The following is a 15,431-nucleotide window of genomic DNA, read 5'->3' on the forward strand; positions in this document are numbered from 1 at the left end:
TTTCACCTTGACCGGGCCCCCTGTTCGGTGTGCAGACTGCCGTTCCCCCGGTACAGAGACCGAAGCACCCACATGAACCCACCGAGGACCGCGACGGTGGCCACCCCGGCGCGGGGAGACCAGGCGTCGAACAGCAGCATGGCCTCGGCTAATAAGACGTTTATAACGAGACTCGCCGCGGCGCCCACCGTTAGGGCGGCGAGTGGGTCACGATCACGCAACAGTCCGACGACCGACGCGCCAGGGACCACCAGCAAGAACAGCGGTGTCAGGACCAGACGGGCGGGGGTCTGGATGTCGGCCAGCGCGATGACCGCTCCCGCGGCGCACGCTATCGCCAGCACCCATCCGAGCACTGTCCGGTTCGTACGCATGTCTCCTGGCTCCGCGGGTCAAGGTCGTGCAAATACCTGGTTGATCGCTGTCCTCATAGGATCAACCACCCGATCCGATCGTCAATGCCGACGCCCCAACCCGGCCTAGGGTTTACCGCCTCGCGGCGACAACCCTTTGCGGAGTCGGACAGGCCACCAACGCCGAATAGCCGATACCCCCGAAACCGCTGAGGTTTCAGGGACCGGCGGTACCAAAGGTACCGCCGGTTTGCCCGGAGTGTGATGCCGAGGGGGGAATCAGGGCGGATCTCCGGTCGCGTCCTCGGTCGGACTGCCCGACGGGACGGGGTCGGGCGGCGCCGTCGGATCCGGCGGCGGCTCCGACTCAGGCGGCCGCTCCTGCCCCTCCCATGAGACCGCGCACGCGGCCTGCCCCGCCGCCGACCTGAACGTGACCAGGCCCTCACCGGCTTCCCCCGGCTCGGCCGCCGCCACCGCGAGCCGCGTCTTGTCCCCCGGGCGCAGCACCCCCTGCCCCGGCGACACCGACACACCACTCGACGCCGCGGCCGACCACTGCACCGTCCCGTTGCGCGCTGAGATGAGGATCACACCCGCGCCGTCCTCCCCGAGGGCCCCCGGGCAGGAAAGCACAAGCCTCGCCGCCGGCGCCGTCGCGCTACGGGACGGCGACCGCGTGGCGCTCGGGCGCGGCGGTGCGGTCTGCCCCGGCGGGAAGCCCGCCCGCTCCGAGGGCGTGGGTGCCGCCTGCGACCTCTTGGCCGCCGCGGTCTTGCTCGCCGACGGCCCGCCCGCCGTGGGCTCCGGATAAGTGATCTGCAGTTCCCCCGGCGTCTTGCTGGGGAACCGCAACTCCTGCGTGGGCGGCGGCGCCGCGTCCTGCCCGGTGGCCACCACCATGGCCCCGGTGGCCAGCAACACACACGCCACGGCGGCGAACACCGGCGCCGACCTCCCACGCCGTCCCCGTCCGCCCCCCGCCGGGCCACCCCCTCGTCCAGCTCCCCCCACGCCTCCCGCCCCGGCGGTCCGTCCGGCCCCGCCGGCCCGTCCGGCTCGCACCGCCCGTCCCGCCCCCGCCGCGCGCCGGTCCCGTCCGCGTCCCCGCGGGGCCGTGGCCTCCTCCTCGCCGGAACCGGGGGCGGGCTCGGTCTCCCATTCGTCAGAGGCGGGCTCGGGGTCATAGAAGTCGTGCGCCCCCACGGCGTACAGGTGGCTCGTGCCGGTGCCGTCCATCTCGCCGAGACCGGCGGCGTACCGGGCGCCCGCGCCGGTACCGTCCACCTCGCCCAGACGGGCGGCGTGCCGGGCGCCGGTGCCGTCCACCCTGTCCACCCCGGCGCCGAGCCGGGCGTTCATGCCGTGGGCCGGGGTGCCGGTCGTTCTCCCCCCGAAGGGCCGGCCGTGGCCCGTCCCGGCGGTGTGCTGGGCGGGGACGGCGGTGACGGCGGCGGTGGCGTCCCGGTCGCCCCGGCCCCGCCGGGACTGCCCGCCGCGGTCGGCCTTCGCCCGCCGATCGGAGCTCGCCGGCGGAAAGCCGTTCTTGTCGAACCGGTCCGTGGCGGCGAGTATCGTGGCACGCACCGCGTCGTCCCCGATCCCCGAACACGTCTCCGCGACCCTGCGCCGCAACGACAACGGCGGGAACGCCACCGGCACCTCGTCCAGCAGTCGTTCCGACGTCACCCGGCGCCGGCGTCCGTCCGTGCACTCCTCGCACCCGCCGATGTGCCGCGTCAACCGCCGCCGCAGCGGCTGCGGGAACGGCCCCTCCAGGGAGTCCACCAACGCCGACAGGTCCGGGCAGTGCGCCCGCCCCGTCCGCGCCAGGATCACCGCCGCCCCCGCGTTGTCGAGCTGCTCCTTCGCCCGCCCGAGCCGGTTGCCCGCCTGCCGCGAACTGAGCCCCAGCACCACCCCGATCTCCGCCGTGGTCAGCCCATGCCGCACCGCCAGCAGCAGCACCTCCCGCTCCCGCTGCCCGAGCTCCGCCAGCGCCTCCCGCACCACCCCCGTGAGCTCCGGGTCCAGCACATCATGATCATGCTCATGCGCCTGCCCCGCCGTGAACCCATGAGCAGGCGTCCGCCCCAGCCGCTCATACACATGGAACCGCGTCAACGCATACAACCAGGCCCGCAACCGGGACGTCTCCCGCAGAAGATCCGCCCGCCCGTGCGCCGTGACGATCGCCGCGTGCACCGCGTCCGCCGCCACGTCCGTGTCCTGCGCCAGCGAGTAGGCGAAATCAGTCAGCCGATCGGCGTAAGCGTCATACAACCCATCAGCCGCCCGCTCCTCAGCCCGCCGAGAAGCCTCCACCAACCTCTGGTCATCCGACCGCCCACCAACCGGCCATTCAGGCACGAATCTTTCCTCCCCGCAGTACGGACCCTGACAAACCGTCCATAAACAGCTCCGCGAGGACAAATCCTCCTCACGTCCGGCCCCACACCGCGTAGGACGTCTTATTCCCCACCCCGGTTGACCCCAGCTCGTCCAATAATCATTAGGTATGACCTGGTAAAACAGCGTTTGCTGGGATCAGTGAAACCAGTGTGATTCAGGAGTCGAACCCCCGTCACCCCACAAACCCCATCAGGCGACTGCGCCCCTCAGACCGCACCGACCACCGCGATCCTTAAGCTCCTAAGTGAAAGAAATGGTCGCCTGACGTCGAAGCCGCGGACCGGGGTGAGCGGGCCGATCCCGCCCACCCCGGGGGTGCCTGCTACCGGCTGAGTTGTCGTGGTCAGGAGCCGGGAGTCAAATGGTCACTCAGTGGCGGTGCGGTTGGTGGTGATCATCGGACGAGGTGCCGAGGTCGTCGTCGTGTCCGGCCTTGAGGCGTGACCACTGGGCGGTGGGGCGGCCGTCCAGGCGGAACTGGCCGCCTCTGGAGTCCCAGCGCTGGGGCCACCCCTCCGGTGAGTCCTCCCAGAACTCCTGCCGGCCGTGGACGGTCAGATCCAGCAGTCCGTACGACGGTGCCATCAGTTCGTTGCCGCGGCCGGTGGTCCAGTAGGTCTCGTAGACCTTGTCGTCGTCCCGGAGATAGGCGACCAGGATGCCGAAGTGGCGGTTCGCGACCAGCCGGTCCACGGACTCCTGCGGCACCGAGTACCAGGGGACCGTCCAGCCCATGAAGTCGCGGTAGCGCGAGCTCTCCTCGTACGGGCCCTCGCAGAAGGTCGCGTAGCTGACGTCCCGGGAGTGCAGGTAGGACAGCTCGTTGATGTGGGCCGTGGAGAAGGTGCATCCCTCGCACTGCTCCGCCGCGGGCTTGCCCGTGTGCCACATCTGGAAGTAGGCGATCAACTTGGACCGGCCGTCGAAGACGTCGATCAACGGCACCGGGCCGCCGGCTCCGGTCAGCGGGGTCCGCGGGTCCACTTCGACCATCGGCAGCCGGCGGCCCGGTTCGGCGGCCAGCGCGTCCCCGGCTCTGGTGTGGGCCTTCTCCTTGACCCGGAGCTCGTCGAGCTTCGCCTGCCAGGCCTGCCGATCGACGATCTGTGGAAGGGGGTGTCGAGGTACGGGCGTCTCTGTCATGTGATCTGTTTAGCCCGGCCGGAGAGTACGCACAAACTTTCGACTGACCACGGGGGTGGACGGGCCGGACCCCATCCACCCCAGGGGGTGTTACTGGCTGGGGCCGTTGCAGTTGGGGGCGCAGAGGCGGCGGGAGATGCCTTCCAGGAAGACCTTGCGGATCTCCAGGGCGTTGTTGGGGAAGAAGGCCTCGCCTTGGGTGGCCTTGGCCAGGTTCTGCATCTGTCGGCGGCCGGCGGCGTCGTTGGCGCCGAGGGCGATGATGATGACGCTGATGGGCTGGGTCTCGTCGAACTCGTCGCGGAGTTTGCGGAGGATCTCGGCGTTGGTGACGCCGCCTTCCGGGTCGTCGTTGCCCACGCCGTCGGTGAAGATCAAGATGGTGTTGATCTTGTCGGCTTCGTATTCGGCCTTCATCTTGTCGTAGGCGGCGGCCAGGGTGTCGTTGAGGCCGGTGTCGCCGGTTTCCTTGGCCCTGATGGTGGCGAGGGAGCGGGCGATGACCTCGCGGCGGGTGGTGCCGTTCAGGGGGCCGCCCACGGGGCCGATGGGCACGGCTTCGCGGTGGTCGACGCCCTTGCCGTTGAGGTTGGTGGAGAAGACCCAGGTGCCGATCTCGGTCTTGTCGGGGAAGAGCTTCAGGCCCTCGATGGCGGTCTGGGAGATCAGGCGCATGCGGTCACCGGGGGCGCCTACGGCGGGGAGTGCCATGGTGCCGGAGATGTCCAGGAGGGCGAGGATGCGGCCGCCGAGCTTGAGGCGGGACCAGGCCTGCGCGAGCTCGTTGACGGTCTCGGCGTCGGGGATCTTGAGGGCGCGCGGTGCCTTCGGGTTGAGGCCGTTGGCCTGGCTGATCGCGCCGCCGGGCTTGCCGTCGGGGGTGCGGAAGCCGTTGTCGCGGATGGTCTTGCGGGAGGCCGTGCTGGTCAGGGCGGTGGTGAACGCCTTGGCGGCGTCGCGGGTGGCCTGGTCCTTCGCGGTGATCAGCACGGGGTAGTCAAGGCTGATGGTGCCCTCGGCGGGGTACAGGCCGACCATCTGGCCCTCGTCGCTCTTGTTGTTGAACGCCCAGATGCTCTGCTCGGACGCGATGCCGATGGGGGCACGCGTCGACTGCTTGCCCATGGTGGCGAACATGTTCGCGGGGCTGGTGACCGCGCTCTCGGAGAGCTGGCGCAGCACGCCGACGAGCTGCTCGTCGCCCGCGCCGGACGCCTTGAGGATGCCGGCGCCGGCGAGCAGGGCGCTGAGGCCGGCGGCGTTCTGCGTGGGGTCGAGGGGCAGCACCCGGATGCGGCGGCCGAGGCCGTCGGGGGTGGCGGCGTTGGCGGCGGACATCAGGCCGCTCCAGCTCGGCTCGCCGAACGCGCTGCTCAGCTTCTCCACGACCGGCTTCGGCGCGGTGAGGATCACGGGGGAACGGGCGATGCTGCCGACGGCCGGCGCGGAGATGCCCGAGCCCTTGGGGGTGGAGCGCAGCTTGGCGACCCACAGGCTGGAGTCGGGGATCCACATGTCGGCGTCGAACCTGCCCGCCGTGGCGCCCGACCCGGCGATCGAGTTGGTGACGCCCGCCGGGTCGCTGTCCTTGACCGACACCGTGACGCAACTGCCGTTCACCGGGGTGGAGCTGTTGCTGAAGCTTGCGGCGATCTTGGTGATGGCCGGGGCGATGTCCGGTGAGGCGACCACCTGCAGGGCGACCTTGTTCTCCCCGCAGCCCTGGTCCCTGCTCATGATCACGTAAGCCGCCACGCCGAGCAGCACGGCGAGCGCCACGGCCCCCGCAAGGGGCACCAGCACCTTCCCCCGGCCAGCCCGGCGGCGGCTCGACGGCTCCTGATAGGGGTTGTAGCCGCCGTCAAGCTCGTCAGTGCGGTGACGTCCGCCCACGGTTGTGTCCTCTTAGGTGTCGATCTTTCCGGAATCCGGCCCGCTGTTCAGCGACCATATAGGGAGATCCGGGGTAATGCGTACGGAACCATAGCGGTACCCGATTTGTCAGCAAAACCGATCTTTTGGTGGGTTGATTACCCAGCGTGACCTCGCCGAGGACACCAAGGACGCCGTGGAGGGGGATAACGCGATACATCTTGAGCGTCGGCCCCAACGCGATGTATCGTAACCGCCATACCGAAGCCCCGGACGGGGTGAACGGGGGAGGCGCCCATGTCAACGGTTGTACGGCCACGGCCCGCGGGGCCGGTCGCGGTGGCCGCCGCGCGGGTGCCGGAGCGTGCAGCATGGGGGCGGGCGCGTGCCGACCTGCTGCTGATCGAGCTCGGCGGCCCCGAGTGCCTGGACGTGATCCGGCGGGTGCTGCGCGAGTGCGAGAGCGTGCGGGACGTGCTGATGTCCGGGCGGGTGTGCCGGGCGCTTGCCGACCCGGGGACCGGGCCGGGCGTCGCGGGAGACCTGCGGGCGCAGGGGCTGGAGCTGGCCGTGGTCATCCTTCAGTGGGGACAGGACTTACCGCGCCAAGCCCTGCCCCCCTCCCGCGCCGCCACCCCCGCGAGGATCAGCGCCACCGCAGGGTCGAGCCACCACCAGCCGAACGAGTTGGCCGCGAGCCCCGCGAGCACACCGCCCGCCAGCAGGGAGCACAACACGTTCTGGGTGCCCTCGCCCGTGGTCGCCGCCGAGCCGAGGCGCCTGCCGAGCCTGCGTTTGGCCACCCCGAGGAGCGGCATGCTGACCAGGCTGATCGTCGTCACCACGATGCCGAGCACGGTGGGCGCCGGGCGCTGACCCGCCCCGAGGTCGTACGCCACGTGCAGCACCAGGTAGGGCGCCAGCACCCAGAAGCTCACCGCGACAGCCTTGCGCGCCCGCTCCTCGGCCGCGTGCGAGTGCAGCCGGCGGCCGGTGAACCGCCAGATCACGATCAGGCTGGCCAGGGCCTCCACCAGCGCCGACCAGCCCCACCCGATCAGTGCCACCGAGTGCGCCTCCAGGCCGGCCGCCAGCCCGAGCACGCTCTCCGCCCCGAGCCACGCCAGGGTGCCGAAAGAGAGCGCCCGCGCCAGCCGCGCGTCCCGTAGGTATGAATCTCCCGGATGTGTGGCTCTGTGAGGAGAGTGCGTGATTGCTGGGGGAGTGGTGGGATCTGGCACGATGACTTCCTGATCGGTCGGGGATCGTGTGATGACTTCGAGTAGCGTACCCGGCACTCAGGGTGACGGCCGGTCGCTCGCCGGGGCCTGTGGACGAGGCGCAAGGAGGGCCGGTGCCGTTTACGCCCGCACATGTGGCGGTGGTGATACCGCTGGTGCGGTGGGCGCGGGTGCGCAAAGTGCTCGACCCGTGGGCGCTGACCGTGGGGGCGATGGTCCCCGACCTGCCCCTGTTCCTGCCGTACCTGCAGGACTACTCGCGGTGGCACAGTCCCGCCGGGGTGGTCACCGACGACGTGGCGGCGGTCGTGGTGCTGCTGGCCCTGTTCCAGTACGTGGCCCGCGCCCCCCTCACGGCCCTGCTGCCGCCGCCGCTCGCCGGACGGGTCGCGGCGTTGCCGGGGCCCGCGTGGCGCCGGTTCCACGCCGTCGTGCTCGGGGCCGTCGCCGGGGCGGCGACCCACGTCCTGTGGGACTCGTTCACGCACGACTGGGGTGCGGAGTTCTGGGGCTGGGCGTGGTTGTCGGAGCCGCTGGCGCCGGGCCTGCCCGGGTTCCGGCTGGCCCAGTACGTCTCCTCGGTGCTCGGCCTGGCGGTGACCGGCCTGTGGATCGCCCTGGCCCTGCGCGCCGGCGCGCCGCAGCCGCCGCCGGACCACCTGGCCCTCCCGCCCGCGGTGCGCTGGGGCGTACTCGGCGGCGCCGTCGTGGCCGCCTGTGGTGCCGCCGCGGTGTGGAGGCTGGTCGACCCGCCCAACCCCGTCTTCGGCTGGGCCGGGGTCGTCACCAAGACCGGCGTCGGCGTCGTCGTCGGCTGGTGCGCCGTGATCACCCTGTACGCCGTGACCTGGTGGTGCGGCCGCGCCATACGCTTGTCCCGTGCCTGACCTCGTGCCCGTGGAGGACCCCGCCGACCCCCGGCTCCGCGACTACCTCCACCTGCGGGAGGTGGAGCTGCGCAAGAGCCTGGAGGCCGAGCACGGCCTGTTCGTGGCCGAGGGCGAGAAGGTCATCCGCCGCGCGGTGGGGGCGGGCTACCCCATCAGGTCGGTCCTGACCACTCCGCGCTGGTTGCCCGGCCTCGCCGACGTGGTGGGGGACGCGCGTGTCTATCTGGTCTCTCCCGAGGTGATGGAGGGCATCGCCGGGTTCTCCGTGCACAGAGGCGCCCTGGCGTCCATGGCCAGGCGCGCGCTTCCGGACGTACGGACGCTGCTGGACGAGGGACCCCGCCGGGTGGTCGTGCTGGAGGACCTGGTGGACCACGGCAACGTCGGCGCGGTGTTCCGCTGCGCGGCCGCGCTCGGGGTGGACGCGGTCGTGTTGTCGCCGCGCTGCGCCGACCCCCTGTACCGGCGCTCCATCAAGGTGTCCATGGGGGCGGTGTTCGCCGTCCCGTACGCCCGCATGACCGATTGGCATCACGGCCTCGGCGAGCTGCGCGCCACGGGGTTCCAGACCCTGGCCCTGACCCCGGACCAGACCGCCGCCCCCCTCGACGAGGTCGCCATGGGGGAGCGGGTCGCGCTGCTGCTCGGGTCGGAGGGCGACGGCCTGTCCTCCCGCTGGTTGCGCGCCGCCGACCAGGCGGTCTGCATCCCCATGAGCCCGCGGGCGATGGACCTCGGCGTCGACTCGCTGAACGTGGTCGCCGCCGCGGCCATCGCCTGTCACGGGCTGGTGGGTCAGGTCGGGGAAAGGCGGGACAGCAGGTAGCCGGGCCAGCTTCCGTGGGCGCTGATGTCCAGGGCGCCGGTGGTGGCGTAGGCCTCGCAGAGGAAACCGTGGACGGCGCTGCCGCCGTCGAGTTCCACGGTGCCGAGGCCGAGCGGTGGGGCGATCATGGTGAGGAGCGTGCCGACGGCGGGGGCGGGGAGCTCGTACAGCTCCACCTCGACCGGCACCCCGCCGGACGCCGCCCGCACCAGGCCGGCGCGTGGCACCGGGCCGCCGTCCAGGGCGTAGAGGCGGTAGAGCGGCGCGGTCAGCGCGGTGCCGAGCGGGGTGGCTCCGAGCGCGACCAGCTCCCCGTTGAGCGGCTGCCCCGACCGGTGCGCCCCCACCACGGCCAGCACGGTGGACGGGGTGTCCCCCGCGGCACCGGTGGCGACGGTGGCCGGGGTGTCCCCGGCGACACGGGTGGCGACGGTGTCCCCGGTGACGCGGGTGGGGACGGTGGACGGGGTGTCCCGGGCGGAGGCGGTGGGCGAGGTGGATCCGTTGGTGGCGGGCGGCGGGGTGGGCTCGGGGAAGGCGGGGGACGTGACGGAGCGGGAGACAGGGGACGGATAGCTCGCGCCCACCGCCGCCAGCAGTGTGTCCGAGCCCGCCGGGCCGAGCAGCGTGATCCCGTGGGGGCGCCCGGTGGACGTCATGCCGGCCGGGACGGCGAGCCCCGCGAGGTCCAGCAGGTTGGTGAACGTCGTGTAGTGGCCGAGCACGGTGTTGAGCGCGATCGGGTCCGCCAGCATCTCCTCGATCGTGAACGTCGTCGGCACGGTCGGCACCGCCAGCACGTCCATCGAGGCCCATTCCCGCAGGCTGCGGGCCCGGAGTTCGGCCAGCCGGTAGATCCCCTCGAAGGCGTCCACCGCGCTGAGCGACCGCCCGCCGTCGAGGATCCGCGACGTCACCGGGTGCACCATGTCGGGGTGCCGCGCGGCGAACTCGCCTACGGCGGCCAGCCGTTCGGCCACCCACGGTCCCTCGTACAGCAGCCGCCCGGCCGCGAGGAACGGGTCCAGGTCGATCGGCACCAGCCGGTGCCCGAGCCGGGAGAGGGCCGCCGTGGCCTCCTCGAAGGCCGCCCCGGCCGTGTCGTCGCCGAAGAACTCCGGCTTGCGCGGCACCCCCACCCGCAACGGGCCGGTGGACGGCGGCACGGCGGGCGGCACGGGGAACGGCCGGGACCACGGGTCGCCCGGCTCGGTCCCGGCGATGACCGACAACACCGCGAGCCCGTCCGCGACGGACGTGGCGAACACGCTCGGGCAGTCCAGCGACGCGCACGCCGGGACCATGCCGAGCGTGCTCACCAGGCCCCGGCTGGGTTTCACCCCCACGGTGCCGGTGAGCGCGGCCGGCACCCGTCCGGACCCGGCGGTGTCGGTGCCGATGGCGAACGACACCAGCCCGGCGGCCACCGCCACCGCCGAGCCGGAGCTGGAACCGCCGGAGATCAGCCCGGGCACCAGCGGCGACTCGCACGCCCCGTACGGGCTGCGGGTGCCCGACAGGCCCGTGGCGAACTGGTCGAGGTTCGTCTTGCCGATGAGCAGCGCCCCGGCCGCGAGCAGCCGTTCCACCAGCGGGGCGTCGCGGTCGGCGATGTACGCGTAGCCGGGGCACGCCGCCGTGGTCGGCATGCCCGCGACGTCCACGTTGTCCTTCACCGCGAACGGAATCCCGTGCAGCGGCCCCCGGCCGTCCCGCTCGGCGGCCAGCACCGCCGCGTCGGCGAGCACGTCGCCGGACGGCCGCAGGGTGATCCACACGTGGTCGTCACCCCGCGCCGCGACGCGCCGCAGCACCTCCTCGGCGACGTCCACGGGGTCGGCCGTCCCGGTCCGGTAACGATGGGCGAGGGTCGCGAGGTCGAGGGCGCCGTCCATGCGGTTCCTTCCTGGGACTGTTCTCGGCACGAGCCCGAAATCTCCTGGTTGGTGCTATGGAGCATCCAGTTCGGTGCGTGAGTCGAGAGCGAGGGTCATGACGCCGCCGGGAGGTCGGCGGTGGCGGGGGCCGGGGGTGCCGGTTCCTCCCGGGCGGCGTCGGTCGTGCCGGGCCCGTCGTCGCCGGACCTGGGGATGAAGGGGAACAGCAGCAGGATCACTCCGGCGAAGAGATACCCGAGCGCGATCTGTGGATTGGCGCCCCATTCGACCTTCTCGCCGTGGATCAGGCCGATGAACGCCAGCGCCGCGCCCGCCACGGCGTACCCGGCGGCCCACAGGAACGACCGGTCGATGATGAACGCCGTGATCGAGCCGAGGATGAGCCCGCCCAGCACCGCGCCGCCGCCGAGCAGCATCGTGCCCTCGTACACCGTGCCGCTCGCCGCGATCGTGCCGAACCCGACCTCCCGGGCGCTGGTGCCCGCCGCCGCGAGGGCGTTGTCCATGTACCCCTGCGCCCACGCCGCGATGTTCGGGATGATCGCCATGACCACCGCCACCGCGTGCGCCTTGGGCACGGCCTGGAACGCCTGCGCGCCGATCAGCAGGCCGATGTACAGCAGGATCGGCACGATCGCCGGGGTGGGCAGCAGTGCGCCGAGCAGCGCGAACATGCCGAGGAAGCAGAAGAGGGCGATGACGACGCCGCTGGCCATCGAGTAGCTGCCCCGGCCGCCCGCGGCCTTCCACCCGGGGTGGCCGATGTACACCGCCGGCGGGAACGGCGAGCCCAGCATGGAGCCGACCACCGCGCCGGTGCCGTCGGCGAGCAGCACCGACCGCAGGTTGTACGCGTCGCCCGCCGCGGCGGCGCTCTCGACGTTGCTCATGCCCTCGGTGAAGTTGTAGATGCCGAGCGGGATGGCGGTGGCGAGCAGCGGCGACACCTCGCGCAGGCCGTCGATCAGCAGGTCGAGGTTGAGCGACGGCACGCTGATCGCGATGTTCTGCGCGGCGGCCCCCACGTCGGCGGGGTTCATGTAGCCGCCGATCCACGCGATGGCGGTGCCGACGAGCAGCGCGGCGAGGCCCACCGGGATGTTGCCCGGCAGCTTCAGGTCGGTGAAGAACCCGACGAGGATGATGACCAGGACCGGCAGCGCGATCCAGGCCGCCTCCCACATCTGCGCGGCGGGCCGCATCGAGATGAACGCGATGGAGATGCCGGCCAGGGTGCCGAGCATCGCGGCCCGCGGCGTGAAGCGGCGGATGTACGGCCCGACGAACGCGCCGATCAGCACGATGACGCCGATGATGAAGCACCACGCGAGGCCCGCCGCCCACGCCTGCACCGGGTTCTTGGTGGCGAGGTACGTCGGCAGCATGATGACGAACACCACGATGAACATGTGCGGCACGCTCGGGCCGTACGGCATCGCGCAGACGTCGGTGCGCCCCTCGCGGCGGGCGAGCCGCCGGGCGAGGTAGCTGTAGTACACGTTGCCGATGAGCAACTGGATGCCCATGGCGGGCAGGATCACGCCGAACACGTCGGAGCCCGGCAGGTGCACGACCCCGAGGCACAGGCCGCTCAGCACCAGCACGTTCACCATGACGTTGAAGCCGAGCCCGAAGAAGGCGTTGGTGTCCCCGGAGACCCACCAGGGGAGTCTGGTCTGGCCGGGGCCGGTTGTGGTGGTCATCGGTTCAGCTCCGGGTCTCTAGGGCCTTGATGTAGTGGGCGGCGGGGGCGACCCAGCCGAAGATGCCGCCCTGCGCGGCGATCATTTCGAGGCCGTACCGCTGGAACTCCGCGAAGTACGAGCCCACGCAGTCCGAGAGCACCAGGCACTCGTAGCCCCGGTCGTTGGCCTCGCGGACGGTGGTGTGCACGCAGACCTCGGTCGTGACGCCGGTGACGATGAGGCTGCGGATGCCGGCGTCCTTGAGCATCTCGTCCAGGCCGGTGGCGTAGAACGAGCCCTTGCCGGGTTTGTCGATGACCGTCTCCCCGGCCATGGGGGCGAGCTCGTCGATGATGTCGTGCCCGTACTCCCCCCTGATCAGGATGCGGCCCTTCGGCCCCGGGTCGCCGATGCGCAGGGACGGCGTGCCGCGGTTGAGCTTGGCCGGCGGGCAGTCGGAAAGGTCGGGCCGGTGGCCCTCGCGCGTGTGGATCACAGTGACGCCGGCCGCGCGGGTGGCGGCCAGTGCCTCGCGCAGCGGCGGGATGACCCGCCGCAGCATGGTGACGTCGTTGCCGAGGGTCTCCCCGAATCCCCCCGGCTCGACGAAGTCGCGTTGCATGTCGATGACCAGCAGTGCCGTGTGTCCGGGGTCGAATCCGTAGGCGTACGGTTCAGCCTCGACGAGAAGCGGATGGGACATGGTGTCTCCGTTCTCCTCAGATCCTCCAATCGTCGATTGTCGACAAAATTGTGTCCGGCACCGGTCCGTCCGGTTACGGCTCTGTTAGCGAAGACGGTGGGACGGGGCCGGGTCAGCCGATGTACGTCCGCGCGCCGTGCCGGGCGAGACCCTCCACGGCGCGGGCCGGGTCGCCCGAGGCGATGGCCTCGAACAGCCGCCTGTGCCGCTCCACGCCCTCCGACGGCGCCCGCGCCTCGGCCTCGCGCCGCAGGTTGGCGGCCATGTAGAGCTGCAGCTTGAGGATCACCGGCTCGTACACCAGCAGCAACTGCCGGTGCCCGGCCAGCGCGACCAGCGCCACGTGGTAGCGCCGGTGCGCCTCGTTCTCCGAGTACGGGTCGTCCTGCTCGACCGCCGCGGCCATGTCGTCCAGCGCCTTGGCGAGGTCGCGCAGGTCGGTGACGCCGGGCAGCGCCCTCTCCACCGCGTACCGCTCCAGCACGTCGCGCAGGCCGAACAGCTCGTCCACGTCGTCGCGGGACAACTCCGCGACCCGCACGCCCCGGCGCGGCGAATGCTCCACCAGGCCCTGCTGGCCGAGCAGGCGCAGCGCCTCACGCAGCGGGGCCCGGCTCGTGCCGAAACGCTGGGTGAGCTGCTCCTCGATCAGCCGCTCGCCGGGGGCCAGGGTCCCGCTGAGGATCTCGTGACGGATCTGCAGCATCGAGAGCTCAACAAGGCTGTGGGGACGCAGCACCCCCTCCGGTTCCACCCGCGCACCTCCTAGGGACGTCGCCACAACTGTCGCAGAGCCCGGGCGGCCGTCCGGTTCCGGCCTGGTCCCACCTCCATTTTGTGTGACGGCGGGCTCAGGTGGCCGCCGCGGTGTCCAGCAGCCGCCGCGCGGTACGGAAACGGGCCTTGTCACTGGTGTCGCCGAGCAGCACGCCGATCAGTACGTGCCCGTCCCGCTCGGCGGCGAACATCAGGCAGTGCCCGGCGGCCCTGGTGTAGCCGGTCTTCACGCCGAACGCCTCGCCCGGCACCAGCTCGTTGGTGTTGCGCCACACGTGCGCCCGGTGCGCCTTCGTCCTGGCCACCACGTGCCGCGCCGTGTCGGCGATCTGGGCGATGACGGGGTCGCGCAGCGCCGCCTGGGCCAGGAGCACCTGGTCGCGGGCGGTGGAGCGGTCGCCGCCGGTCTGCGGCAGGCCGTCGGCGTTGGTGTACCAGGTGTCCTTCATGCCGAGGGAACGGGCGGCGGCGTTCATGCGGGCCACGAAACGCTTCACGCCGGGGCCGTAGCGGCGGGCGAGGGCCTGGGAGGCGTCCGCGCCGGACGGCAGCATCATGCCGTACAGCAGGTCCCGCACGGTCAGCCGCTCCCCGGCGCGCAGCCCGGCCCGGGTGGCGCCCCCGGCGACGGCGTGCCGCACGTCGGACGCCGAGACGGTCACCACGTCGGACAGCGGCGCCACCTTGCGCACGACGTAGGCCGTCATGACCTTGGCGAGGCTCGCCACCGGCACCCTGCGGGTCTCCCGTCTGGCGAAGCGGACCGTGCCCTCGGTCGCGTCGATCAGGTACACCTCCGTGGCGGTGACCTTGGGGGCGCTCTCGGCGTGGGCGGGGGAGAGGAGGCCGGCGGCGGCCGTCACCGCCGCCAGCACAGCGGTGATCACCATGCGCATCAGGTCATGATCCCACGTTCCGGGCCCTCACCTGGAATTCCGGTGGAAACGGCGCCGCCACGGACTGCAAGCGGACGGCAAGCGGGGAGCAACTGCGCGGGCGTACACCTGAGGTGACACAAAGGGGAGGGATCATGGATGCGCGAGGCGGTCTGGTACCGGCACTCTGGAGCGGTACGTCCACCGCGGTCAAGTTGTTGATAGCCAGCCTCGCCTTCGCCGGCGCGTACACCGGGGTGGGGGCCACCCGCGACGCCGCCACGCCCCCCGCCGCCGCCGCGCCGACGCAGCGCACCACCGTGGTGCTGTCGGCGCAGGCCATGCCGGCGGAGGAGGCCCGCGTGCCCGTGCCCGGCGTCATCAGCGTGGCCGCCGCCGAGGGCACCGGATGCGCCCGCACCTACCACGCGCAGAGCGTCATCGAGCCGGACGGCACCGGCGCCGCCGTCCTGTACGACTGGCGGCTGTGGCGCTGGAGCACCGGCACCCGCGAGTGGCTCCCGTACACCTCCTCCGCCCCCGCCGGCTTCGTGGGCCCGGGCCGCGCCGTCGCCTGGCACCCGCGCATCGTGGACAACCCGGGCCTGTACCGGGTGGAACTGGCGGTGGACGGCGAGGCCGTGGTCAGCGAGAAGTTCCGCGTGACCTGCTGAGCGGCACCCCCTGAGCAGAGGCGCCCCGGGTGGCAGGGACCCCGGGGCGCCTCTTCACGTCGTCAGGACAGAGTCCCCTGGC

Annotated in this window: 13 protein-coding genes; 3 read left to right on the plus strand and 10 right to left on the minus strand. The window is 71.9% G+C overall.

Annotated features, from left to right (window positions below):
• Positions 1–2: 2 nt before the first annotated feature.
• The 5 genes from ABGB17_RS29160 to ABGB17_RS29180 form a co-directional block, all read right to left on the minus strand.
• Entirely contained in the window at positions 3–374 is a 372-nt protein-coding gene (locus tag ABGB17_RS29160; RefSeq protein ID WP_347635206.1) for a hypothetical protein, read from the minus strand.
• A gap of 258 nt (positions 375–632) precedes the next feature.
• On the minus strand, positions 633–2,636 hold the full coding sequence (locus ABGB17_RS29165; protein ID WP_347635208.1) for a sigma-70 family RNA polymerase sigma factor: 2,004 nt from the start codon (positions 2,634–2,636) through the stop codon (positions 633–635).
• 498 nt (positions 2,637–3,134) lie between these two features.
• Complete coding sequence (locus tag ABGB17_RS29170; protein WP_347635209.1) at positions 3,135–3,908, minus strand: DUF899 family protein; 774 nt, start codon at positions 3,906–3,908, stop codon at positions 3,135–3,137.
• Between the two features lie 90 nt (positions 3,909–3,998).
• Positions 3,999–5,801: a substrate-binding and VWA domain-containing protein gene (locus tag ABGB17_RS29175; RefSeq protein WP_347635211.1), complete on the minus strand. Its 1,803-nt coding sequence runs from the start codon at positions 5,799–5,801 to the stop codon at positions 3,999–4,001.
• 560 nt (positions 5,802–6,361) lie between these two features.
• On the minus strand, positions 6,362–6,883 hold the full coding sequence (locus ABGB17_RS29180) for a cation transporter (protein ID WP_347635213.1): 522 nt from the start codon (positions 6,881–6,883) through the stop codon (positions 6,362–6,364).
• Positions 6,884–7,134: 251 nt separating this feature from the next.
• Here ABGB17_RS29180 and ABGB17_RS29185 point away from each other — a divergent pair, with 251 nt between their 5' ends.
• Together ABGB17_RS29185 and ABGB17_RS29190 are read left to right on the plus strand one after the other, a co-directional pair.
• Entirely contained in the window at positions 7,135–7,908 is a 774-nt protein-coding gene (locus tag ABGB17_RS29185) for a DUF4184 family protein (protein WP_347635215.1), read from the plus strand.
• Positions 7,901–8,737, plus strand: coding sequence for an RNA methyltransferase (locus tag ABGB17_RS29190; protein ID WP_347635217.1), 837 nt, complete (start codon positions 7,901–7,903; stop codon positions 8,735–8,737). The genes ABGB17_RS29185 and ABGB17_RS29190 overlap by 8 nt, the downstream gene beginning before the upstream one ends.
• On the opposite strand, the gene atzF is transcribed toward ABGB17_RS29190, so the two are convergent.
• The 5 genes from atzF to ABGB17_RS29215 form a co-directional block, all read right to left on the minus strand.
• Positions 8,707–10,632, minus strand: coding sequence for an allophanate hydrolase (gene atzF / locus ABGB17_RS29195; RefSeq protein WP_347635219.1), 1,926 nt, complete (start codon positions 10,630–10,632; stop codon positions 8,707–8,709). The two genes, ABGB17_RS29190 and atzF, sit on opposite strands and share 31 nt — an antisense overlap.
• A 95-nt stretch (positions 10,633–10,727) precedes the next feature.
• The gene (locus ABGB17_RS29200) at positions 10,728–12,338 is read right to left on the minus strand and encodes a hypothetical protein (RefSeq protein ID WP_347635221.1); all 1,611 of its coding nucleotides are present in this window, start codon (positions 12,336–12,338) and stop codon (positions 10,728–10,730) included.
• A gap of 4 nt (positions 12,339–12,342) precedes the next feature.
• On the minus strand, positions 12,343–13,023 hold the full coding sequence (locus ABGB17_RS29205) for a cysteine hydrolase (protein ID WP_347635223.1): 681 nt from the start codon (positions 13,021–13,023) through the stop codon (positions 12,343–12,345).
• A 112-nt stretch (positions 13,024–13,135) separates the two neighbouring features.
• The gene (locus ABGB17_RS29210) at positions 13,136–13,777 is read right to left on the minus strand and encodes a GntR family transcriptional regulator (RefSeq protein ID WP_347635225.1); all 642 of its coding nucleotides are present in this window, start codon (positions 13,775–13,777) and stop codon (positions 13,136–13,138) included.
• 97 nt (positions 13,778–13,874) lie between these two features.
• Positions 13,875–14,696: a serine hydrolase gene (locus ABGB17_RS29215; protein WP_347635227.1), complete on the minus strand. Its 822-nt coding sequence runs from the start codon at positions 14,694–14,696 to the stop codon at positions 13,875–13,877.
• Between the two features lie 134 nt (positions 14,697–14,830).
• Between ABGB17_RS29215 and ABGB17_RS29220 the strand changes: the two genes are divergently transcribed.
• Positions 14,831–15,349 (plus strand): hypothetical protein, encoded by a 519-nt coding sequence (locus tag ABGB17_RS29220; protein WP_347635229.1) that lies wholly within the window; start codon positions 14,831–14,833, stop codon positions 15,347–15,349.
• Positions 15,350–15,431 lie beyond the last annotated feature (82 nt).

Origin of the sequence: Sphaerisporangium sp. B11E5, assembly GCF_039871875.1 — a bacterium.
GTDB lineage: Bacteria > Actinomycetota > Actinomycetes > Streptosporangiales > Streptosporangiaceae > Sphaerisporangium.